This is a genomic window from Dactylosporangium thailandense, assembly GCF_059739745.1.
Window position 1 is genome coordinate 1,029,741 of sequence record NZ_AP029195.1, and the last position, 22,488, is coordinate 1,052,228.

General features: G+C 72.9%; 23 protein-coding genes. All 23 read left to right on the forward strand.

Translation table 11 applies throughout. From position 1 onward, the window contains the following. The first annotated feature begins 1 nt into the window (after nucleotide 1). The gene (locus AC6JBM_RS04395; RefSeq protein ID WP_497982336.1) at nucleotides 2-1,354 is read left to right on the forward strand and encodes a conjugal transfer protein TrbL family protein; all 1,353 of its coding nucleotides are present in this window, start codon (nucleotides 2-4) and stop codon (nucleotides 1,352-1,354) included. Between the two features lie 112 nt (nucleotides 1,355-1,466). Beyond that, nucleotides 1,467-2,414, forward strand: a complete 948-nt coding sequence (locus tag AC6JBM_RS04400; protein WP_497982337.1) for a PrgI family protein — start codon at nucleotides 1,467-1,469, stop codon at nucleotides 2,412-2,414. After that, nucleotides 2,411-4,204, forward strand: a complete 1,794-nt coding sequence (locus AC6JBM_RS04405; protein ID WP_497982338.1) for a VirB4 family type IV secretion system protein — start codon at nucleotides 2,411-2,413, stop codon at nucleotides 4,202-4,204. Before AC6JBM_RS04400 ends, AC6JBM_RS04405 begins: the two co-directional genes overlap by 4 nt. Nucleotides 4,205-4,295: 91 nt before the next feature. After that, nucleotides 4,296-6,755, forward strand: coding sequence for a type IV secretory system conjugative DNA transfer family protein (locus tag AC6JBM_RS04410; protein WP_497982339.1), 2,460 nt, complete (start codon nucleotides 4,296-4,298; stop codon nucleotides 6,753-6,755). A 236-nt stretch (nucleotides 6,756-6,991) separates the two neighbouring features. Next, nucleotides 6,992-7,951 carry a replication-relaxation family protein gene (locus AC6JBM_RS04415; RefSeq protein ID WP_497982340.1) on the forward strand — a complete coding sequence of 320 codons (960 nt, stop codon included), beginning with the start codon at nucleotides 6,992-6,994 and terminating at the stop codon, nucleotides 7,949-7,951. Between the two features lie 286 nt (nucleotides 7,952-8,237). Beyond that, nucleotides 8,238-8,744, forward strand: a complete 507-nt coding sequence (locus AC6JBM_RS04420; protein WP_497982341.1) for a DNA methyltransferase — start codon at nucleotides 8,238-8,240, stop codon at nucleotides 8,742-8,744. Between the two features lie 464 nt (nucleotides 8,745-9,208). Then, a complete protein-coding gene (locus tag AC6JBM_RS04425; protein ID WP_497982342.1) occupies nucleotides 9,209-10,018 on the forward strand; it encodes a GP88 family protein in 810 nt (269 codons plus the stop codon). 646 nt (nucleotides 10,019-10,664) lie between these two features. Continuing rightward, nucleotides 10,665-11,378 (forward strand): hypothetical protein, encoded by a 714-nt coding sequence (locus AC6JBM_RS04430; protein ID WP_497982343.1) that lies wholly within the window; start codon nucleotides 10,665-10,667, stop codon nucleotides 11,376-11,378. A gap of 90 nt (nucleotides 11,379-11,468) precedes the next feature. Next, the gene (locus AC6JBM_RS04435; protein WP_497982344.1) at nucleotides 11,469-12,242 is read left to right on the forward strand and encodes a hypothetical protein; all 774 of its coding nucleotides are present in this window, start codon (nucleotides 11,469-11,471) and stop codon (nucleotides 12,240-12,242) included. A 62-nt stretch (nucleotides 12,243-12,304) separates the two neighbouring features. After that, nucleotides 12,305-12,853 (forward strand): hypothetical protein, encoded by a 549-nt coding sequence (locus AC6JBM_RS04440; RefSeq protein ID WP_497982345.1) that lies wholly within the window; start codon nucleotides 12,305-12,307, stop codon nucleotides 12,851-12,853. A gap of 98 nt (nucleotides 12,854-12,951) precedes the next feature. Beyond that, a complete protein-coding gene (locus AC6JBM_RS04445; RefSeq protein ID WP_497982346.1) occupies nucleotides 12,952-13,449 on the forward strand; it encodes a hypothetical protein in 498 nt (165 codons plus the stop codon). Between the two features lie 120 nt (nucleotides 13,450-13,569). Then, a complete protein-coding gene (locus AC6JBM_RS04450) occupies nucleotides 13,570-14,163 on the forward strand; it encodes a hypothetical protein (protein WP_497982347.1) in 594 nt (197 codons plus the stop codon). Between the two features lie 188 nt (nucleotides 14,164-14,351). After that, nucleotides 14,352-15,572: an FAD-dependent monooxygenase gene (locus AC6JBM_RS04455; RefSeq protein ID WP_497982348.1), complete on the forward strand. Its 1,221-nt coding sequence runs from the start codon at nucleotides 14,352-14,354 to the stop codon at nucleotides 15,570-15,572. Nucleotides 15,573-15,769: 197 nt separating this feature from the next. Further along, nucleotides 15,770-16,153: a hypothetical protein gene (locus AC6JBM_RS04460; protein WP_497982349.1), complete on the forward strand. Its 384-nt coding sequence runs from the start codon at nucleotides 15,770-15,772 to the stop codon at nucleotides 16,151-16,153. Between the two features lie 371 nt (nucleotides 16,154-16,524). Beyond that, nucleotides 16,525-17,328, forward strand: coding sequence for a hypothetical protein (locus AC6JBM_RS04465; RefSeq protein WP_497982350.1), 804 nt, complete (start codon nucleotides 16,525-16,527; stop codon nucleotides 17,326-17,328). After that, nucleotides 17,325-17,633, forward strand: coding sequence for a hypothetical protein (locus AC6JBM_RS04470; RefSeq protein WP_497982351.1), 309 nt, complete (start codon nucleotides 17,325-17,327; stop codon nucleotides 17,631-17,633). The genes AC6JBM_RS04465 and AC6JBM_RS04470 overlap by 4 nt, the downstream gene beginning before the upstream one ends. A gap of 155 nt (nucleotides 17,634-17,788) precedes the next feature. Then, nucleotides 17,789-19,090, forward strand: coding sequence for a GGDEF domain-containing protein (locus AC6JBM_RS04475; protein WP_497982352.1), 1,302 nt, complete (start codon nucleotides 17,789-17,791; stop codon nucleotides 19,088-19,090). 34 nt (nucleotides 19,091-19,124) lie between these two features. Continuing rightward, on the forward strand, nucleotides 19,125-19,334 hold the full coding sequence (locus AC6JBM_RS04480) for a hypothetical protein (RefSeq protein ID WP_497982353.1): 210 nt from the start codon (nucleotides 19,125-19,127) through the stop codon (nucleotides 19,332-19,334). Further along, nucleotides 19,331-19,951 carry a hypothetical protein gene (locus AC6JBM_RS04485; protein WP_497982354.1) on the forward strand — a complete coding sequence of 207 codons (621 nt, stop codon included), beginning with the start codon at nucleotides 19,331-19,333 and terminating at the stop codon, nucleotides 19,949-19,951. The genes AC6JBM_RS04480 and AC6JBM_RS04485 overlap by 4 nt, the downstream gene beginning before the upstream one ends. A 170-nt stretch (nucleotides 19,952-20,121) precedes the next feature. Further along, complete coding sequence (locus AC6JBM_RS04490; RefSeq protein ID WP_497982355.1) at nucleotides 20,122-20,520, forward strand: hypothetical protein; 399 nt, start codon at nucleotides 20,122-20,124, stop codon at nucleotides 20,518-20,520. Between the two features lie 109 nt (nucleotides 20,521-20,629). After that, nucleotides 20,630-21,289 (forward strand): hypothetical protein, encoded by a 660-nt coding sequence (locus tag AC6JBM_RS04495; RefSeq protein ID WP_497982356.1) that lies wholly within the window; start codon nucleotides 20,630-20,632, stop codon nucleotides 21,287-21,289. Next, a complete protein-coding gene (locus tag AC6JBM_RS04500; RefSeq protein ID WP_497982357.1) occupies nucleotides 21,286-21,969 on the forward strand; it encodes a hypothetical protein in 684 nt (227 codons plus the stop codon). The genes AC6JBM_RS04495 and AC6JBM_RS04500 overlap by 4 nt, the downstream gene beginning before the upstream one ends. A gap of 154 nt (nucleotides 21,970-22,123) precedes the next feature. Beyond that, nucleotides 22,124-22,348 (forward strand): hypothetical protein, encoded by a 225-nt coding sequence (locus tag AC6JBM_RS04505; protein WP_497982358.1) that lies wholly within the window; start codon nucleotides 22,124-22,126, stop codon nucleotides 22,346-22,348. Nucleotides 22,349-22,488: the final 140 nt, after the last annotated feature.

Consider the following 22,488-nt stretch of genomic DNA (forward strand, 5'->3'; position numbering starts at 1 on the left):
CATGGCCGGCCGGCTGGTCAACGACGTGATTAACGCGATCGCCAAGGCAATTCTGGCGACCCTCAACGCGCTGTGGGGATTGCTGTCCACCACGGCGTTCACCACGCCGGACGTCAGCACCCTGCCGCAGGTCACCGCCATCACCACCAAGTCGATGATGGTGGTCAACGTCTGTTTCGTGCTGGCCGTCATCACCGTCGGGATCATGGTGATGACCAACGGCACCGTGCAGTCCCGCTACGGCATCGGTGAACTGGTGCCCCGGCTGGTGGTCGGGTGGATCGCGGCGAACTTCGCCATACCGATCTGCCAGAACCTGATCCAGCTCGCCAACACGCTGACCGTGGCGCTCACCGGCGACGGCGTGACCTCTCAGGGCTCGCTGGTCCAGCTGCAGAAGGTCACCTTCGACGCGATGGACAACCCGCCCAGCGCGTTCCTCGCCGTGATCATCGGCCTGATCATCGCGGCGCTGATCGGGATGCTGCTGGCCACCTGGCTCGTCCGTCTGGGCGTGTTGATCGTTCTGGTCGGCGTCAGCCCGCTCGCCCTGGCCTGTCACGCTACCCCGTTCACCGACGCTGCCGCGAAGCTGTGGTGGCGTTCGATCCTGGCCACTGTCGCGACGGTGGTCCTGCAGGCCGTCGCGCTGCACACCGCGCTGTCGGTGTTCCTCAACCCGGACGCCAACGTGCCGCAGCTGGGCCTGCCGAACGACACGACGGGGACCTTCAATCTGTTCATCGTCCTGTGCCTGTTGTGGGTCGTCGTCAAGATTCCCGGCCTGATGCGCCGGTTCGCGACCAGCGGCGGCGGCCATAACGTGGCTGGGACGATCCTGCGGATGGTGCTGATCCAGCAGCTGACCAGGGTGCTACGGCGGCCGTTCGGCCGTCCTGGCGGCGGCCGGGCGGGAGTCGCGGCCGGTGGGGGAGCCCGTGGGGGCCGGCTTGGCGGCGGCACCCGGATGCCGCGCGCGCTCGGCGGTACGCCGCCTTCGGGCGGTGGTGGTCGCGGTGGCGGCACCGGCCGCGGGACGCTGCCGCCTCCGGCCGGCGCCGGGCCGGGGCAGGTCGGTGTGGCCTGGCCCACCGGCCGGCCGGTACGGCCCTACACCGCACAGGAATTGGCCGCTGGAGTCGACTCCGGCTGGCGGGCCGTACCTCGGCGATCTACACCCACACCGCCGCGCTCGGCGCGAACGCCGATCCGGGCCGCCGGCGTGCAACCGACGCTGCCGGCCGGCTCACGGCCGGTGATCCCGGCCGGGGTCAACCCGGCCACCGCGATGCCCAAGACGAGGCCGGTCCGGCCGCAGGCCCACGGCCCGTGGAACACCCCACACCGCCGCTGATCCGCGCTCTGCCTCGGCTGGGCGCCAGCACCCGCCGGCGCCCAACCGAGCCGCGGACCACGGTGGCAGTGCCGGGCTGCTTTCTCCCATCACCTGCCTATAGGAGTCCACTGTGGATGCTGAAGAAGTCCATGCCCGGGTACCCGCCGACATCGAGGCACCCGACCGGATTGTATGGGGCCTGACCGCCCGGCAGGTCGCCATCCTCGGCGCTGCCGCAGCGATCGGCTACCTGATCCTCAAGTCCGTCGGCCGGCTCCTGCCGCTGCCCGCGGTGGCGATCCTGCTCATCCCCCTCGCCGGGGTGGCGTTCGCGCTCGCGCTGGGCCGCCGCGACGGCCTGCCACTGGATGCCTGGCTGTGGGCCGCCATCATGCACCACCGCAGCCCGCGGCGCGCGGCACCCGCGCCGGAAGGAGCAGCCCGGGCACCCGCGTGGGCGCCGGCCGCCGCGGCGGACGAGCCGCCGCCGGCGGTGCTGCGGCTACCCGCCGATTCGATCAGCGACGACGGCGTCATCGCTCTCGGCGAGGGCGGGGCGACGGTGCTGGTCGCCGCGACCACCGTCAACATCGGCCTGCGCACCGGGGCGGAACAGGCCGCCCTGGTCGGCGCCTACGCCCGCTGGCTCAACAGCCTGACCGGGCCAGTGCAGGTCGTGGTCTCCGCCCAACGCGTCGACCTGACCAGCCACGCGATGCGGGTCGCCGACGCCGCCGAAACCCTGCCGCACCCGGCCCTGGCCGACGCGGCGCTGGACTACAGCGACTTCCTGCTCGACGTGGCCGCCCGACGGGACCCGTTGTGGCGCACCGTCACCATCGCGCACACCGCAACAGGGGAGCGCGGCGCCCCGGCTGAGGCGATGCGCCGCGCGGAGCACACCGCCGCCACCCTGGCCACGCTTGGTGCGCAGACCCGGGTCCTCGACGGCGCGACCGCGTCGGCGGTGCTGACCGCCGCGGTCGACCCCTACCAGTACACCGACGCGTCCTGGCCGCGTACCCCCGTGCACCAGCCGATCACCGCCCCCCGGTTCGACGAGGAGCTCACCCCATGAAACGCACGAAGACGGCCACACCCACCAGGAACGGCGGCGGCGACGCCGCGGCCCTGGCCGCGGCGATTGGCCCGGCCGCGGTGGAGTCCACGCCCCGCTACCTGCAGGTCGGTGGCGGCTACACCGCCGTGCTGATCATCACCGGGTACCCGCCCGAGGTCGGCCTGGCCTGGCTCGACGCCCTCCTGGCGTGGCCGGGCCGGGTCGACGTCGTGCAGCACATCGAACCGATCCCCACGGCCACCGCGGCCACCCGGCTGCGGCGGCAGCGGGCCCGCCTCGAGTCCAACCGGCGCCTCGACTTCGACAAGGGCCGCCTCGGCGACCCGGTCACCGACGCCGCCGCCGAAGACGCCGCCGACCTCGCCGACCGCCTCGCCCGCGGCGCCGCCCGGCTCTTCCGGGCCGGGCACTACCTGTGCGTCCACGCCCCCACCGAAGAGGACCTGGTGGAGGCGGTCGCCGAAGTCCGCGCCGCCGCCGCGTCCGTCCTGCTCGACACGCAGCCGGCGACCTGGCGGCAGGTGCAGGGCTGGATCACGACCCTGCCACTCGGGGTGGACTCGTTGCGGATGCGGCGGGTGTTCGACACCGACGCCTTGGCCGCCGCATTTCCGCTGGCGAGCGCTGATCTGCCCGCTCCGCTGCCCGGTGAAGGCGTGCCCGCCGGCGGGGTGCTGTACGGGCTGAACACCGCGTCCAACGGCGTCGTGTGGTGGGACCGCTGGTCCTGCGACAACCACAACTCGGTCGTCCTGGCCCGCTCCGGTGCAGGCAAATCCTACCTGGTCAAGCTGGAAACCCTGCGCTCGCTCTACGACGGCGTCCAGGTGTCCATCATCGACCCCGAGGACGAGTACCTGCGGCTGTGCGACGCCGTCGGCGGGACCGCCATCCAGCTCGGCGCCCCGGGCATCCGGATCAACCCCCTCGACATTCCGCCCGGGGACCGCCGCGCCGACGCGCTCACCCGCCGGGCCCTGTTTCTCCACACGCTCGTGAGTGTCCTGCTGGGGCAGCAGCCTCCACCGCAGGAGCGGGCCGCCCTGGACAAGGCGATCAGTGCCACCTACGCCGCGGCCGGGATCAGTAACGACCCGAACACCTGGGCGCGGCCGGCGCCGCTGCTGCGCGACCTGGCCGCCACCCTGCACGCCGTGGAGTCCCCGGGCGCGCAGACCCTGGCCGCCCGGCTCTCGCCGTGGACGGACGGCAGTTTCAAGGAGCTCTTCGACGGGCCGACGACCTTCCACCCGCGCGGGCACCTGGTGGTGTGGTCGACCCGGCAGCTCGCCGACGAGCTGCGCGCCCCCGGCATGCTCCTCGCGCTGGACGCGATCTGGCGCGACGTCGACGTCCCCACCTCGAGTCGCGCCGACGGCCTCGGATCCCGCCGCCTGGTGGTCGTCGACGAAGCCTGGACCCTGCTGCGCGAAGGCGAAGGCGCCAAGTTCCTCTACCGCCTGGCCAAAGCGGCCCGCAAGCGGCGGGCCGGGGTCGCGGTGGTCACCCAGGACGCCGCCGATCTGCTGGGCAGCGATCTCGGCCAGGCGGTGATTGCCAACGCAGCCACCCAGGTCCTGATGCGCCAAGCCCCGCAGGCGATCGACCTGATAGCCGAGGCGTTCGCGTTGACCGGCGGCGAGGCCCGCATGCTCCTGGCAGCCGGACGCGGCGAGGCCCTCCTGCTGGCCGGCTCGCACCGCGTGGCATTCCAGACCGTCGCCTCCGTCCGCGAACACCACCTCTGCGCCGGGCTCGCCGACCTGGCCGACGACCCCGACCTGTAACCCCTTCCGCCCCACATCGGACGGCTTGCATCTGGAGCGTTCCATGCCACCCACACCTGTACCGTCCCCGACCCGGTCGACGGACCCCAACATGGTGCCCACCGCACCGCACTCCCACCTGCTCGACCTGATCCAGGCCGCCGCCATCTGGGCCGCGCAGCGGCCCTGGCTGGCCGCCATCGCGGTCACGTTCGTACTGACCGGCGCGGTTGCCCGCGGGCGCGTGCGGTCCTGGCGGCACCGGCGGCTGACGCGGCACGCCCAGCAGGTCCTGATCACCCCGCCACCCGAGGTCGACGCGGCCGGCGCCACCGCCTGGTGGGCCAACCTCTACGAGCTGCTCGCTCTTGGTGCCTCGCGGTGGCGGCGCCTGGTGTACGGCACCCCGCACGCGGCGATGGAGTACCGGTGGGCCGGCCGCGAGCTGACCATCCACGTGTGGCTGCCCGGTACCGTCCCGGCCGGGCCGGTCGCCGCCGCGGTCCGCGCCGCGTGGCCGGGCGCCTCAGCCACCATTGCCGAGGCCACCGACCCGGTCCCGGTACCCGCCGACGACCACGTGGTGCGGGACGAGGGCGGCGCCCTCGCCCCGGCGATGCCCGCCTGGTATCCCCTCGAAGTCGACCACGACACCGACCCGACCCGGGCCCTCGTCGCGGCCGGTGCCGGTCTGTCAGCCGGGGAGCGGGCCTGCGTGCAGATCCTGGCCCGCCCCGCCGCACCCCGCCGGGTCGCCCAGGCGCGGCGCGCCGCGGCCGAGCTGCGCACCGGCCGGCCACCCGGCAGCGGCTTGCTGGACCCGGCCACCTGGCTGCGCGGCGGGCTGAACCTGTTCGCCGAACTGCTGACCCCGGCCCGCAGCCGCACGGCGCGGGGCGGCGGGTACGGGCGGGCGGTGCCGAGCGACCCGATCCGCGACCACGACGCCCGCCCCGCAATCGACAAGGTTCTCGCCCCGCAGTGGGAGGTCGGCATCCGCTACGCGGTCGCCGTCCAGCCCGGCCGCGCCACCACCGCCGATTCCGACGTGCTCCGCCGCCGGCTGGTCACCGTCGCGCACGGTATCGCCTCCGCATACGGCATCTACACCAGCCGCAATCGTCTCCGGCGCAGGAGACTGGCTCGCCCGGCCGCCGTGCTGGCCGGGCGCCGGTTCTGCGGCGGCTTCCTGCTGTCCGCCGAGGAACTGACTGTGCTGGCCGCGCTGCCCACCGACGTGGCCGTCCCCGGGCTGGACCGGGCCCGCGCCAAGGCCGTCCCCGCCCCCGTCGCAGTCCCCGCCGGCGGGCGCGGCACCCGGGTCCTGGGACGGGCGGAAGTCGGCGGCCACTCGGTGGCGCTGCGCGTGGTCGACGCGCGGGAACACATCCACCTGCTCGGCGCCACCGGCTCCGGCAAGTCCACCGAGATGACCCACATGGTCATCGATGACGTCAAAGCCCGCCGCGGCGTCGTGGTCATCGACCCGAAAGGCGACCTCGCCCTCGACATCCTGGACCGGCTGCCCGCGTCGGTGGCCGACCGCCTCGTGCTCATCGACCCCGACCAGGTCCGCGGCGCCACCCTCAACCCGCTGTCCGGCCCCGACGACGACCTCGTCGTCGACAACATCGTCAGTATCTTCAGCAAGATCTTCCAACGGCACTGGGGTCCCCGCATCGACGACGTGCTGCGCGTGGCGTGCCTGACCCTGATGCGCAAGGCCAACGCCACCCTCACCCTGGTACCGCCACTGCTCAACGACAAGCAGTTCCGGGCAGCGTTCACCGTCGACCTCGACGATCCCGAGGGACTGAAAGGGTTCTGGGAGTGGTACGAGGCCACCCCGCCACCACTGCGCGCCCAGATCATCGGCCCGGTCCTGGCGAGGCTGCGGGCATTTCTGTTGCGCGACTTCGTCCGCGACACCATCGGGGTTGCCAGGTCCAGCTTCGACATGGCCAAGGTCCTCGACGGCGGCATCCTCATTGCCCGCCTGCCCAAAGGCCAGATCGGTGAGGAGACCGCGAAGCTCATGGGCAGCTTCGTCCTCGCGTCCGTGTGGCAGGCGGCCACCGCCCGCGCCCGCATCCCGGAGGACCAGCGCCGCGACGCCTCGGTATACATCGACGAGGCTCACAATGTGCTGAATCTGGCCGGTGCGGTGGGGGACATGCTCGCTGAGGCCCGCGGCTACCACCTCAGCCTCGTCCTGGCCCATCAGAGCCTCAGCCAGCTGCCGCGGGAGACCCAACTGGCGTTGTCCGCCAACGCCCGAAACAAGATCTTCTTCAACTGCTCGCCGGAGGACGCGCACCAACTCGCCCGGCACACGCTGCCCGAGCTCGACGAGCACGACCTGAGCCACTTGGACGCGTACACCACCGCGAGCCGCCTCGTGGTGGCCAACCGGGAAACCGCCGCCTTCACCATGCGTACCCGCCCGCCGCTGCCGGTCCTCGGCGAAACCACCGCCCTGCGTCAGGCGGTCGCCCGCACCGAGACCGACGAGACGTCCGGCGTCGAGCAACTGGCCCGACGGCCTCGCGGCAACCGCAGCCCCCGCCGCTGACCGGCTCCGGCGCCCGCGGGTTCGTACCGCCAACGTCACCCACCTTGGCAGCACCGATCTGCACGAGGCGGGTGGCACGGCATACGCACCGGCGGGTCAACCCCCGGGCGCACCCCGCACCGCCGCACCCGTCACCAACCGTGCCCACTGGCACCCAACCACCCTGGTAGGAGCCCATGACCAGCGACCAGCGCCAACCGCGAAATATCCCTGCGGGGGATATCCCCCGACCGGGGGTGACCCGTTCCCGGCCGGCGGCTACCCCCCGCCGGTCCACCACCCCCGATGACCTGCTCGCCATCTCCTGGCGTCTCGAACCCCGCGACTACGTCCTGGCGCACCTGCTCGACCAGCACCGCTTCCTCACCACCGACCAGATCACCGCCGTCCTGTTCACCTCACCGCGCACCTGCCGCAACCGGCTCAACGTGCTGCGCACCATCGGCTTCATCGAGTGGTTCATGCCGGTGCACCCGCGCGCCGGGCGGCTACCGGTGCACTGGGTGCCCGGCCGGCTCTCCACCCGGTACGTGGCGCTCTACCACGGCCGGCCGGCACCCAGCAGCCGGGCACTGCGCGACGCACGCGACGGGCACCCGTCCGCCGCCACCCGCGTCGGGCACCTGGCCCACGCCGACGGCGTCAACCAGTTCTTCATCGACCTGCTCGCCTACAGCCGCAGCCACCCGCAGGCCCGGCTGACCCGCTGGTGGTCGGCCGGACGCACCTACGCCAAGGTCGACCACAACACCCGCCCGGACGCGCACGGCGTGTGGACCGAGGGCGGACAGCAGGTCGCGTTCTTCCTGGAACACGACACCGGTACCGAGTCGCATCCGGCCCGCGCCGAGAAGCTGACCGGGTACCGCACCCTGCAGGACAAGGGCCCCACCTGGCCGGTGCTGTTCTGGCTGCCCAGCACGACGATCGAGACGAACCTGCACCAGCACCTCACCAGCCTGGCCGGCGGCGCCCTCGGGGTCCTCATCGCCACAGCTGCCCGCGACCACGCCGGCGAGCACGGCGGACCGGCCGGGCCGGTATGGAAGGTCGTCGGCAACGGCCGTCGTCGGCTCCGGCTGGCCGAGCTGCCCGGACCACCCGGCCCCGAGGGGCCGTTCCACCCAGGGCAGCCCGAACCGGACGAGGACCCGCTGTACCTGCTGCGCGACGACGCGCCGCCCACGCTGGTCTGAACCGGCCCGTGCGGCGCGACTGGCGCCGCCACAGCACCCACCTGGGCACACCACCTGCCCGATCACCTCCCGCCGTGCCGCAGCCTGGCCGCCCGGACGGCGGCCGGCTGATCGTCGCGGCCACGACCGGCGCCACCTGTCGTCCGCTCGAGACCCAGAATCCTTGGGACCCGGCGGCCCTCGCCGAGTCGCCGCCCGGCCACCCAACGGGTCGCTACCTGAGGCTGTCGCAGCGACGCCCGCCGGCTTGCACGACGTCCCGCGCGGGTCCACGCACGCCACTGCTGTGAGGGAGACCGTTCTGGCGAGACCTGAGCCCTACTACGCCGACGAGACGGTCACGCTGTATCACGGCGACTGTCTCGACCTCCTGCCATTGCTGCACGCGGATCTGATCGTCGCAGATCCGCCGTATCAACAGACCTCGCTGCCGTGGGACCAGTGGCCCACCGGACAGCCACGGCCCACGGCCACCATCACCCACCGCCCGCGGCCTACCCATACCGGGAGCATCGGCTCGGTCGGCTACACCTACGGGCCCACTCGGCTGGCCCGATCCGTCATCTACGCGCGATCTGAGCACCGCACCGGCATTCACCCCACCCAGAAGCCAGTCGCGGTGCTCGATCTGCTCATCCGGTACGCCTGCCCACCAGGCGGAACCGTGGTCGACCCGTTCGCAGGGTCCGGCTCCACGGCAATCGCAGCCCGTGCAGCGGGCCGCCGCACCGTGCTCATCGAATCCGACGAGCGCTACTGCGACCGCGCCGTGCACTGGCTGACAACCCGCTGACCCCGCTGCCTGCCTCGAACACCGGACCACGCCGGCGACCACGACGAGGCCGGTCGGGCTGATGGGGACGGCGGCCTGCCATGGCCGCGGCCGGCCGCGGCTGGCCGGCCCTCTCCGGCCTGGACGGGGTCTCTCCGCCAACGCTGGACGAGGAACTGTATCTGCTGCGCGGCGATGCACCGCCCACACCGACGTGGACTGCATCGGCACCGCGCGATCGAGGCCCGTGACACCCGACTGGGCCGCCTCAACCAACCAACCCGACTGGCCCCCACACCGGACGCCCCAATGCGGCGCCCGGCGTGGGGGCCGTTTCGCGTTTCCGGCCTGGTTTTGCCGGCTGGTCCGCACGCGTGCGGCTGACGTCGAGGACCGCCGAGTCGCCGTGCCGGGTGCACCGGGGTGCGGGCGGCTCCTGCTCGCCGCACCTGCTGCTTCCACCTTCCATCCAAGGGGAAACTTTGATGTCTCCATCTGTGCCACCACAGGGCGGTGCGCCGCGCCCGAAGCGGCTGCTGACCCAGAACCGCGAGATGAAAGCGATCGGGGTGTGGAACTGGAGCCTACCGGCCTGGGCCGGCAGGCTCCCCGACGGCCGCACCTACAACACCTGCCCGGCCGCCGGTATCTGCGCCCAGGTCTGCTACGCCCGCAACGGCACCTACCTGTGGCCGGTCGTGCGCGGCCGGCACCAGGCCAACCTGGCCTTCGTCTTGGACGACCTGCCCGGCTGGGAGACCGCGATGACCGCCGAACTCGGCGCCGCCAAGTTCCGCGGCGCCTGGGTCCGGATCCACGACGCCGGTGACTTCTTCACCGACGACTACCTGCGGGCGTGGCTGCGGATCTGCCGGACCTGGCCGGACGTCACCTTCTACGCCTACACCAAGGAAGTCGAACGCTTCCGCCGCCTCGTCGAGCTCGACCCGCCCGCAAACTTCCTGTGGGTCTACTCCTACGGCGGCACCCAGGACCACCTCCTGCACCCCGACACCGACCGGGTCGCCGACGTCTTCCCCGACGAGGACGCCATCACCATGGCCGGCTGGTCCTCCCAGGAAGCCTCGGACCTGCTCGCCGTGCTCGGCCCGCGACTGGTCGGCATCCCCGCCAACCGCATCCCGCACTTCCTGCGCCGCCTTGCAGGTCGGCGCTTCAGCCAGTGGCAGCACGACGCCGACGCCGAGCGGGCCGCCCGCCGCCACCGGCACAGTGCGCCCACGTCGCCGGCTGAACGCACCGACCGAGACGCCGCGCAGCCACCCGCCGCCTGATGAACCCACCACCCGTCGCCGGAGGCAACCGAGCAACCCGCCCGGGGACAACCCAACCAGGCCAACCGACCCAACTGGCGGGTGCCGGCCGGCACCCAACTACACCCCGGCCGGTGCCCAACCGCCCAGCTCAGCGGCGCCGGGCCCGGTCCCGGCCGCAGCATCCGGACCAGTTGGGTCGCCGCTCTACGGTGAAGGCTTCTTTTCCAAGAACCCCACAGCATCACCGCACCACCCGGGCGCACGCTCGCCACGGCAGGGACACCGCACCCGCCCACCCGCCTCTGGCCGGTCGGCCGCGACCACCCCCACCGGGCCCCACGCCCACCCCCGCACCACCGACCGGCCATAGCCGGCACGCACGACCAATCGGCCCCAGGCCACGCGGGCGCCATGCTCGGCTCTCAGCCGCACGGGCCCGCCCTCGGCTCGCATCCGGGGAGCAGCACCGTCGGCCGCCGGCCGACCTGAACACCGCGGCATCCCGCCGCGATCCGACCGCACACCGCGGTCGCCCGGGTCGCCGCGACCCGACCGGCCCAACCAGAGGCCATCCCCGCACGTCCCGCGCATCCCAGCCCGACCCCCGCATCAGGGGTCGCGTTTCCGCGCGCCCCCACGCCCGCCAGGACAAGGAGGAACAGCCATGCGCAGCTCGCGTACCACGTCCACCGGCACCAGCCGGCTGCACCTGCCCACCCGCACCATGGGCACCGCCGTCGTGTGCCTGCCCGCCAGCACCCAACCCGCCGCCCTCGCGGCACAGGCCACCGCCACCCTGGCGGCTCGCGGCCTGGCCACCAGCGGTGTCCTGCCGCACTTCCACACCCACACCCGCCGCACCGGCAAACTCATCGACCGCTGGAACGGCCTGACCTCCGGCGGCCCGATCAAACTCCTCGACCTGCACGGCATGCGCACCCGCGCCGCGGCCGGCGCCGCCGCCGAGTGGCTGCTGTGGCAGCAGGTCGTCGCCGGCACTCGACCGGCCCAACCCTTCTGGGCGTTCGCCGACCGGCACACGGCCGACCCGCACCGCTACCCCCTCGCCAAGGCGCGAGGCGACTATCTGTCCCAACCGCGGGTCCTGGCGATGGCGGCCCACAACGCCATTCCCGGGCAGGCTTGCCCGCTGCCGCCCTCGGCGCTGGAAGCCTTCCAAGCCGGCTACGGCACCTACGTCAACCTGGCCTGGCTGGCGGCGGTCCCCGGCGACGGGCTCGCCCTGCAGGCCGGCGGCTGGCTGACCAGCCGCAGCCAACGCGTGGCCGACCTTCTGGACTACCTCGCCACCGCCAACGCCCACCTGGCTCAGCTGCCCCGCGACGCCCACCTCGTCGCCGTGGCCAGCCCGGCCTGACCACCCATGCCTGCCGCGGTCGCGCGCCCACGCCGGGCGCGCGTCGACGCGCACCCATCCAAGCCTGAAGCCCGTAGGAGGCGCACCACCATGACCATCCGGCTCACGTTCGACCTCGACACCGTCTGCGAGCTCGCCGAGCACGCCGCCGCCGCGGCCACCGGCACCAGCAACCCCCGGCCGGCGCTGCTGCTGCGCTCCGGCAGCAACGGTATCTGGCTGACCAGCAACGCGGCGCACCCCCAGCCCGCACCCGCCGGCCAGCCCGGCACGCTGGAGCGCCGGGCGGCGTTCGCTGCGCAATGCCCACCCGGCACCCCCTCGCGTGCGCAGGCCCGGTTGCTGCGTACCGAGGCCACCCCGCTCACGCACGTGCTGGCCTTGGACGAGCCGGCCAGCCACCCGCTGCTGCACCAGCTGCGCGCCGGCTACCTGGCCGGCGCCGCCACGGTCACGGTGCTGCTGTGCGGTGCAGCCCCGTCGATCGCGGTCGGCCGTCGCCGCGAGCGCTCCCAGCACCGCCAGCCGCGGGCCGACGCGCAGCGCACGCACTGGCAGGACCTGCTGCGCCAGTACCGGCCGCTGCCGCGCTACGAGCGCATCCGCGCGCTGATGGCCCGCATCGACCGGTTGCGGGAGGACACCACCCGGCTGCACCACGCCCACCTGACCCTGGCCGGCTTCGGCGTCCTCGCGCAACGCGACGAGATCGTCGCCAGGACAGCAGCCATTTACGAGCAGGCCCGCGCGATCGGCGCCGAGCTGCGCACCCTGGGCGCGCAGGACGCCGCCCGGCTGGCCGCGGACGGCTGGTACCTGACGCTCACCACCCACCGGGCACCGACCCCGACCGGCGGGAACTGACCCGTCACCCGGCCCGCATCGCCTGGCCGCACCCCGCCACCACCGCGAAAAGGAGCACGAGCATGTCCATCACCCTGCCCACCGGCATCACCATCCGCACCGTCACGTTCTGGTATCCGGCCGACCACCTCGGCATCACCGACTGGCACACCACCTTGGCGTGCCTGTTCGACGACGACCTGCGCCCGGCGCGACGGCTGCTGGCCGACCCGGGCGCCGACCACTCCCGCGCGCTGCTGGCCGCACCCACCGACGGCCACCCGACGTGGTGCGCCGGCGGACCGCTGCGGCTGCTCGACATCCCCGCCACCGGGGCGCTCGCGGCCCAGCAGGCCACCGCCCGGTACGACGCGTGGTCGGCGACCGGCCGCGTCGGAGCACGGCGCCCCGACGGGGCCGAATCCGCGCTGCTGCACGCCGGACGCCGCAGCTACGTCACATACCACAGCCTGCGCAGGCTGGCCGGCGACGCCCTCATCGTCATGCGCACCGGCACCTGCCGCTACCCGCAGGAGAACAGCCCACACGCCCTGGTCGACCACATGCAGCAGGCCATCCTCCTGCTGGCCGACGCCGCACCTGACGACGTGCTCGTCACCGTCGCCGCCTGACAGGCCATGCCGGCGTCCGCGCTCGAGCCCGACCCGGCGACAGCCGGGCAGCACACCACCCGGGCATGCCACCAACTCCCACGAAAGGGACGCACAACATGACGAGCACGCTGCACCACGTCACGCCCATCCGGACCCCGGATCTCACAGCCCTCGCACCCGACCCGGCGTGCATCGCCGTCGTCACCGCCTCCGGACAGCTGCGTCTGCCGGCCGCGCCCGGCAACGCCACCACGACCGCCATGCACCGGCGCACCCGCACCGGCACCGCCTACCGCATCGACCTCGGCGACGGCATCGCCTGCTGGCTCGACGGCGACCAGCACGACGGCAGCGGCGAACTCAACTGGGTCGCCACCCAGATGTGCAGCGCCCTGTCCGGCGGCACGTTCGCCGGCCCGCACGACGCGCCGTTCGTGTGCGGCCTGGTCATGTTCACCGCCGCCAGCGGCCCGACCGCGCTGTCCGAGCGGCAACTGCGCCGTGTCGTCGACGCACACGCCACCGCCGACGACGAGTTGTGCGACGCCGGGCACCTCGACACCTGGACCGACACCACCGCCGTCCCCGCACCCTCGCCGTTGACGCTGGTCTAACACCGTCTCCCGCGTCGCCCATCCACGTATCCGCCGCAACCGTTGGCACCAGTCGGCGCTCGCGTGGGGCGGCACGCGAGACCGGCTGAGCACCTTCCACCCGAACGGAGGGCAACCAGCATGGCCGAGCACACAGCCGGCGAACCAGATCCCACCACGTCCAGCCACACCGAACCGTCCACACCCGACGATGAGCATCCGCGCGGACTGCTGTTCATCAGCGACGTGCAGGCCCTGCGTCACGCTGAAGCGCTGACGTTCACCGCCTCCGCCGGGGCGGGGCTCATCGACGCCGCCCTCACCAGCCTCGGCGGCGGCGAGCGGCGCATCTACACCGCGAAACAGCAGCGCCTGTTTCCCGACACCGCCGGACCCCACCGTCGCCGACGCATCGAGGTGGCCGCCGACATCGCCGGCTACGACACCGGCCGCCGCTGGCATGACCACCAGCTGCCCGGTGCGACGGCGTCGGTGAGCATCGGCGGCGCGCCGCTGCTCGACGTCTGGCACTCGGTCGCGACGTTCCTGCGCGTCGGTGACATCGTGCGGCTGCGCTGGCAGGCCGACAACACCACCGACCAGCTGACCACCCTCGGCCTGCACCGCGACGACCTGTCCATCGAGGTCCGCCGCGGCGCCCGGCTGTGGACGTTCCTGCTCCACGTGGCCGTCCGTCCACCGGACGCCCGCATGATCACCGCCGCACACCAGTAACCACGCGGCGCAGCACCACCCGTCACGGCTCACCGCCGCGACCAGCACCTCGCACCAGCAGCACCACAGCGCCGATCGGCGCTGCCCGGCCGTTGCCCGGCCACCACGCGCATCCACCGCGAACCCGGGCACGGCCGCCGACGGCTGTGCCCGGCTGTTCGCGCAACCCAGGCGAACGGAGTCCTGACATGAGCCAGCCACCCTCCACCACGACGCCCGACCCCGACCCCACCACCACGCCGCAGGCCGTCCGGCCGGCCGGGACGCCGGCCAGGTCGGCGAGGCGGACCACCACACGTCTGCGGGTCGCGGTCGTCGGCGGATCGCTCAGTGGCCCCACCATGGCGCTGCTGCTCCTGCAGGCCGGATTCGACGACGTCACCGTCTACGAGGCCGTCCCGGCCAGCGCCCCGCAAGGCGGCGGACTGATCGGCCTGGAGCACTCATCCCTCGACGTGCTCGAGCACCTCGGCGTGCCCCAGGACGAGTTCGTCCGCTACGACTCCGAGGCCGTCATGCACATCACGGTCTGCCAGCGCCGGCCCGGTCAAATCCGGCGGAACCTCTACGCCGGGCGCAACACCACCTGGACACTGCTGCACACGGCGCTGTCCCGCCGTCTGCCCACCGAGGTCCTGCAGACCGGCGTCCGGGTCACCGGACTGTCCGCCGAGCATGACCAGCCGCTGCTGCACTTCGCTGGCGGCGACACCGCCCAGGCCGACCTGGTGATCTTCGCCGACGGCCGCTCTTCGGTCGGACGGCGGCTGCTCGACCCGCAGCGGCGGCTGCACTATGCCGGCTACATCGCCCACCGCGGCCAGACCGACACGACCCTGCCGGGCCTGTCGGACTTCCTGCGCTTCGAACCCTCGCCGTACAACGGGATGCAGTTCAACGTTGCGCCCATCCCCGGCGGCGCGGACTGGACCTTCTACCTGGGCGCCACGTCCGCCCAATACATCGACTTCTTCGGCGCCCCGCCGACCCGCCGGGTCTTCGCGCTGCCACAGCACGTCACCGCAGCGGCCCGCGCCGAGGTCGACGCCAGCGCCCGCCGCTACCTGCCTGAGGAACAGGCCGCCCTAGTCCAGGCCACCACCACCCGGATGGCCGCGCCGGTGATGGACATCGAACCCCCGACCCGGATGGTGTGGCCCATCGGCAGCGGGCACGCCGTGCTGCTCGGCGACGCCCTCGCCCCGGTCCGGCCGCACACCGCCCGCGGCGCCAACAACGGCATCGAACAAGCCTGGGGCCTCACCGCAGCGCTCACCCAGCACCGCAAATACCACGCCGACCTGACTGCCGCCCTCGACGGATGGCAGCGCCGCCACCTGCCCGCCGCGGTCGCCGCCGTCCAGCTCGGACCCGAACTCGGCCGGCGCCTCGGCCTCGGCACGGCCTGAGCCTCACCCGGACCGGCCGGCGCCCTGTCCGCCTTCGGCGACAGCGCCAGCGCCCGCCCCAGCAGGTCCGCCGCAGGCCGCACATCCCAGGCCCGAACCCGCCGATCCGCTGTCCACCAGCTGCCGCGATCCAGGCAGCGGTCGGTGCACCGGACCGGATCACACCGCCTCCCTGCACACCACACCCTGGAGCAGCCATGACCACAACCGGCTACGTCCGCCTCCCGAAACCAGTCCGCGAACAGACGCTCGCGGCCGCCCGTGAACAGGCACAGCGGGCCGCGGCACGCTACGCCCAACTCCTGATCGCCGAGGCCGGCATCGCCGCCCGCGCCGCGCTGCCCACCGTGGCGCAGCTGCTGTTCCGGCGCACCCGCGACGTGTCCGGCGCATCCGTCAGCCTGGTCGCCGGATACGACAGCACCGGGCAGCTGCAATGGCACGCCGACCGCGACGACGAATGGCCCGACGAATCCCTGGTCACCGACCTCCTCACCGCCGCCGGCCACTGGTTCGCCGACGCCTTCGAACGCATCGACGCCGACGGCGAGGAGCTGTACGTCGTCAACATCGACGACTAGGCCCGCACGCGGTCGCGGCGGCAACCGGGGCTCACCAGCCACGGACCGTCATCCGGCCCGAGCAGCGGACGCGGCCGCGTGCCAGCGCGGACCGAGCTCAGTTCTTCAAGAACCGCGATGCGCCGAGCGCCGGCTGCGCGCCGACCTCGGCGACGTGCCCACCCTGCAGGAGCGCCGCGGCAGGGCGTCCCGCCCCTGAGGCTGACCGAACTGCGCCGCTGTCAGGGCGGACGCAGTGCCGCCGCTGCGGCCTGAAATTCCCGATTCAACGCTGCGGCGCTGCACATCGGACGGCTCTGCCAACTGCGGCGTGCGCCGCAGCTGGCACGCCCGATGTGCAGCGCTCCATACCGGCACCATGCGGAGGAGCCATGCAACGCAACGACGCACGATGGTGGGAACACCTGGACCTCATCACCGCGTGGGGTGAGGCCAGCGCCGCCAACCAGACACCACCACCGACCGATGCGCAACTGTGGGGGACGTCCCGGCTTGCGCAGGACCTGCACCTGCCCGAACAGATCGACCCGGCGTTGCTCGGGCAGCTGCGCGTGGCGTTCAACCAAGGCCGCTACCCCCGGCGCATCGATTTGGCCGCGGTCGCTGACGCACTGCGCAAGCGCGGCCACGACGCGGTTGTCGAGCACACCAGCGGCGGTGTGGTCGTCGTGTACGCCGGCCGGCAGGCGCCGGACCGGTACGGCGACCTGCGCTGGTCGGCCGCCCTCGGCCCCGGCTGGTATGAGCGCCGGGACCTGGATCGTCCGATCGCCGATCCCGCCGACTGCTCCATCGGACCGGACCGCGACGACACGTGGGCGATCCCCGTGCCAGCGAACTGGACGACCGGCACACTGGCCGAGCTCACCGCCGCGGTCATCGACGAGGTGGAAGCTGGCCGGGCCCGCTTCACGCAAGCGGCCGACGCCGCACGGGACGCGATGTGGGCCGCGTTCGCTGCCCGATACCCGGAGGTCACCACCGGCGACGTGCCGCCCGACGCTGAGCACACCTTCGTCACCGAATCGGACAAGCTCCTCGCCGGCTGGCTGGACGACAACGCTCCGGACCGCCGTCAGCCACCCGCGCACCTGGTGAAGCTGGCCGAACGCCTCGCCGCCGGCAACGGCGCAGACGGACCCGCCGGTGGGGCCGGACCGCACGAACCTCAGTGACCAGGGACATGGAAGGCGACGAGGACATGGTGTTCGCGACCGGCCGCGGCACCGACTGGTGGACCACCTTCCTGCCGGTGCACCGACACAACACCCGCAGCACCGAGGCGACCGGCACCCTCGGCGTCCAGCGCGGCAGCCATGCACACACCACCACGCTGGCCGCGTCCATGGTCGAGCACGGCCGGCTCAGCGGGACGGTGAACGCCCGGACCCCTGCGCCGCAGCGGCCGGTGATGAGCACCGTCATCGCGTCCGCTGCCGGCATCTCCTGCCGGGCGCACGCGGCTGCTCCCTGCGGCTAGCACCGGCGGAACCCGCCGGCATCGCACCGTCACCCGGCCCGGCCAGCGCCGCGCCAGGCTCCCGCCGGCCAGGCCGCCCCCACGGTGTGCCGGTGGCCTGGCCGGTCGGCCCCAGCCATCCCAACCCGATCCACACCAATGTGGAGGAGATTCTCGTGACCACCACGTTTGACCACCGCGAGCAGCGGCATCCGGCAGCCGCGGCCCGGCAACGCCTGACGCTCGCCGCGCTCGTGCTGACCAGCGCCACCATCCTGGCCGCGGTGACAGGCCACACCGTCGTCACGGTGATCGGTGTCCTCGCCCTCGGCGTCACCTACCTGACCGGCTCTGCCGTCGTCGCGCGCCGCTACGAGCAGTGGCTTGCCCATGCGGTGGCCGCGGCGCGCACCGACCCGCTGACCGGGCTGCCCAACCGGGCCCTCGCCGACGAGATGCTCGCTGCGGCCGGGCGCGGCGGCGCACCGATCACGGTCGCGCTCATCGACGTCAACGGCCTGCACACCATCAACGGCAACCTCGGCCTCGCCGCCGGGGACCAGTACCTGACCCTCATCGCCCGACGCCTCGCGCAGGCCGTGCCCCCGCACGGCGTCCTGGTCCGCCAGGGCGGCGACGAGTTCACCCTCCTGGCCTGGGGCACCGACGCGCAGGACCTCGCCGACCAGATTGGGGTAGTACTCGCCGGTCCGGCGGTCATCGGCGGCTACCGGATCCAACCCCGCGCCAGCGTCGGTATCGCCGCCGCCGGGACCGCGGCGGACGGCACGGTCGACGCCCAGCAGGCCCGGGCCCGCGCCGATTCGGCCATGTACACCGCGAAACGCGACGGCGGCAGCCAGATCCGCATCTTCGACCCGGACCGCGACGATGAGCCGTCGCTGGACGGGACCCGGCCGCTGCTGCGCCGCCGCGACGTCAACCCGATCGTCGAGGCCGGGATGGCGTGGCTGCCCACACCCGGCGACGAGCTGATCCCGCTGCTGCTGGCCCCCGACGAGCTGCGCACCGTCGCGCAGGCCCTGGCCACCGCGGCCGAGGGATGGAGCCGGGCCGGTGCCGAAGCCACCGCCGGCGCTGACCGGCCCGCATCAGCGCCGAGCAGCGGACCGGGGCTGCTTAACATCGAACCGGCCCCGGCCGGCTATGCCGGCATCGCCCGGCTGGCCGCCCAGCAGCAGGCCCGTTACATCGGGCTGCTGCAGCGGCTCCAGCCGATCATCGCCACGGTCGACGCGCTCGACGAGGTCGGTCACACCGCCCCCTCGCCGTCCGTCATGGCGCCCGGTCTGTCGTGCGTGGTCCTCGTCGGCATCAGCGCCGCGTTCCCGCCGGAGGACCTCGACGCCCTCGTCATCACCGCGGCCGAAGCGGTCCACGGCGACCCCGCCGACCTCAGCAGCCGACAGCGTGAGCTCGCCGCCCGCGCCTTCGCCCTGCTGCAGGACACCGACTAACCCCAACCCCGCTGCGACAGTGAGGAGCATCCTCATGCGGTTCGTTGCCCCACCCACCCACGTCGGTGCCGACCGTTGGCCGGTGCTGTCGTCCGTGCGGGTCACCGCCGCCGACCACCCGGCCGAGTTCGTCGTCCTCGTCGACTGCGAGGGAACCCCCGAGCACCCGTACGCGGATGCTGCGCCTGGCGGCGACGGCGCTGGCGCGCAGGCGCAACCCGAACCTCAAGACAGTGCGGCGTGACCCGGCTGGACCTGCGCGACACGCAGCCCGAGTTCGCGGTGCAACGCCACCCCGACGGCGACGTGCGACTGCAGGTCCGTGCCGCCGGCGTTGACGTGTACATCACCATCGGCGACCTGTACGACGACGTGTCGCTGCTCGCGGCCAGCCTGCACCACCTGGCCGACGACGTCGACGAGGACATCCTCGACGGCTGGCAGGACACCCCGGACGAGTTCGACGGCTACATCAGCTTCGACCGGGGCCGCTACCACGTCAGCCTCGAAGGCAAGCGGGTCGGCGACTACCCCAGCCGGGAGGTGGCCGAGATCGAACTGGCCCGGGCGATGGCCGACGGCGGCGTGTTCCCCAACGCCTGGTGCATCACCGACCACGGCAACCTGGTCGCCATCGACGACGACATCCGCCGATGGCACGACGAGGGCGGCGACCAGCTGGCCTCGCTGCCGGGTGTGCAGTACCGGCCCGGGGATCGGGTCCGGTACGCCGACGGCGACTGGCCCTACCGGGTCGTCGGCGACTGGGGCCCGGCCGGGGTGGAAATCCACACCGACGGCGACCCGAGCATCTGGGCGCACGTCACCGACCGCAGCGAGATCGGCCCCGACACCGACTAACCGCAGCAACCAACCCCGCGCGGCCGGCACCCGCTGGCTTGCGGTTGCGTGCATTCCCTGCCGGTGGCCGCCGAGCGCGCCACCTGGCGCGTCACGGCGCCGCCGGGGGATACACCCCGTGGGGCCGCTCGGCGGCACGCCGGCAGGGTGCGGAAAGGCAGACACCGCCCATGGCTAACACCCACCCATTCCCGGCCTCGGACGACCGCGGGGCGTTCCTCATCATCGGCGGGACGCCGTATGTCGCCTACGCCACCCACGGCGGCCCGGCGTACCTGACCCGCGCCACCTACGACCTGGACGGGACCATCACCCTGCACCCGGTGGGCGCGCCGCACGCCCGCCTCGACCTGGCCGCCGACGCCGGCCGCTGGCGCGCCGACCGCGAAACGTACGCGGCCACCGCCGAGCACGACTGCACCCGGTGCGGCACCCCACTCGCCCAGATCGACGGAGCGTGGGTGTCCATCGACTACACCACCACGGCCGGCGGCTTGAGCTTCTGCCCGCCCGACCCGGACACCGCCAGTCCGCGGCAGCATCGGCCGCGCCGGCGCACCCGCGGCTGAAGCCGACACGCCGGCAGCCGGCCCGGGCCGCCGGGACCGTCCGTCCGGCAGTTGCCTCCGATCCTTCAGCCCGCCATCGGCGGGCGCATCGTCATCAAGGGAGTCACGCATGCACCACGATGCAGTGCGCATCGAACACGGCTACCACCTCATCGACGCTGGCGCGTGGGTCCGCCAGCGCACCGGCGACCCGCTGCCGGAGCTGACCGACGCCGTGGCCCAGTTCATCCGGCACCCTGTCTTCGCCGACTACCACCCGCAGCTGGACACCAGCGCCCGGATGCAGCTGTGGTGCGCTGCCCGGGGCTGGACCACCAGCGAGGAAACCAGCTACTACCACGACCACAACGCGCTCACCGAGTCGGTGAGTATCGTTCTGGCCGTCGACGCGGACCGGGTCGCGTATGCGCTCGTCCAGATCGGCGACGACGCACCCGAGGTGTTCCTGGACGTGACCACCGACGACGGCTACTGGCTGCAGGTCGAACCGGTGGACATCGTCTGCCCAGGAGGGCACCGCTGGACCTGGCTGGACCACACCTGCCTGCTCGACCAGGACGGCACTTCCATCGGGTTCACCGACCTGTTCGGCCGCCGGCCCGGCGCACCGTACGCCGAATGCCGCGACTGCCTCGCCTACGACAACGGCGACCGCGACGACCCGTGCCCATGCGAGAACCGGTACACCATCTACTGCCCGACGTGCGAGCAGCGGTGCCGGCTCGAACTGACCGACGTGCCGACCTTCCGCCTGCGGTTGCAGTCGTGAACACGGCGACCCGCCGGACACTGACCGGTGAGCAGATGCGCACCATCCTGGCCGCCATCCGGGCGGTCGACGAGCCGGCCGCGCTGCTGCCGACCGTCCTGGCGCACGTCTACGACGCGCTGCTGCGCTACGACAGCCGCCGCCTCGCTGACCTCAAGCAGGGCGGGGGAATCTCACCGGACGACTGGCAGATCCCGGCCACCCAATGGGACGCGATCGCCACGGGGGCAAGCGACCGGGCCGAGGCGTGGGGGAGCGGGCCGCAGCTGCGCGCCGACCTGCTCGATCGGATGCCTGGCTGCTTCGACGACCCCACCGCCCCGACTGGCAGTCAACCCGTCGTGGCGGGCCGCGGATTGCGGCTGCTGTGCGTGTCGGTGCGCGGCAACCACGGCTACCTGGTCGGCAGCCCCAACGCGCATCCCATCGACCTGGAACCGGCCGCGGTACCTGCCGGGGTCGGCACCCGCTTCACCGACCTTGACGCGATCAAACGCTACGTCCGTACCGAGCTTCGCGGCGTGAGCGTCTTCTGGCAGGTCCGCGTCATCGACGACGCGGGCGCGGTCCTGATGTACGGCTTCCGAGCCGGCCCCGGCGGCACCGGCGAACGCTGGACCTGGCGACCGCCGACCAACCCAGACCCGGAAACCGCCACCCGGATCACAGCCGGGCCGTAGCCCCGGGCCTACCCCGCAGCGGGCCAGCGGCCCGCCGCCGAATCTCAACCATCCACGACCCGAAGCCGGGACCTCGACGCCTGCGCGGCGACCCCAGCATCGGCTCGGGGGCGACGTGCAGGCGCCGGGTTCCCGCACAGAAGGGACAACCTGCATGCCGCCAACCACACCGGCCCACGTCGAACGCCACCGATCTCGGCGCACGTACACGCTCACCACGACGGTCACCGTCGACGCCGACGCGGACCTGACCGACCCGTTCGCCCGCTTCGCGGTCCTGCGCGCCCTGGCTGACCAGCTCGCCGCGGCACACCTGGACCTGGACACACCGTTCGGCACCGCCACGGCCAGGATCGGACTGGTCACCGCTGTGGCCTGAGCCCGCGGCTCGAGGTCCTCTCGGCAGCCGTAATCAAACGCGCTCACACCGTCGCGCGGATCGCCTGCCGGGCCACCGGAATGCGGCTGAACTGGCACGCCGACCTGGACACGGGCCAGCGCAGCGCATCCATCCGACCG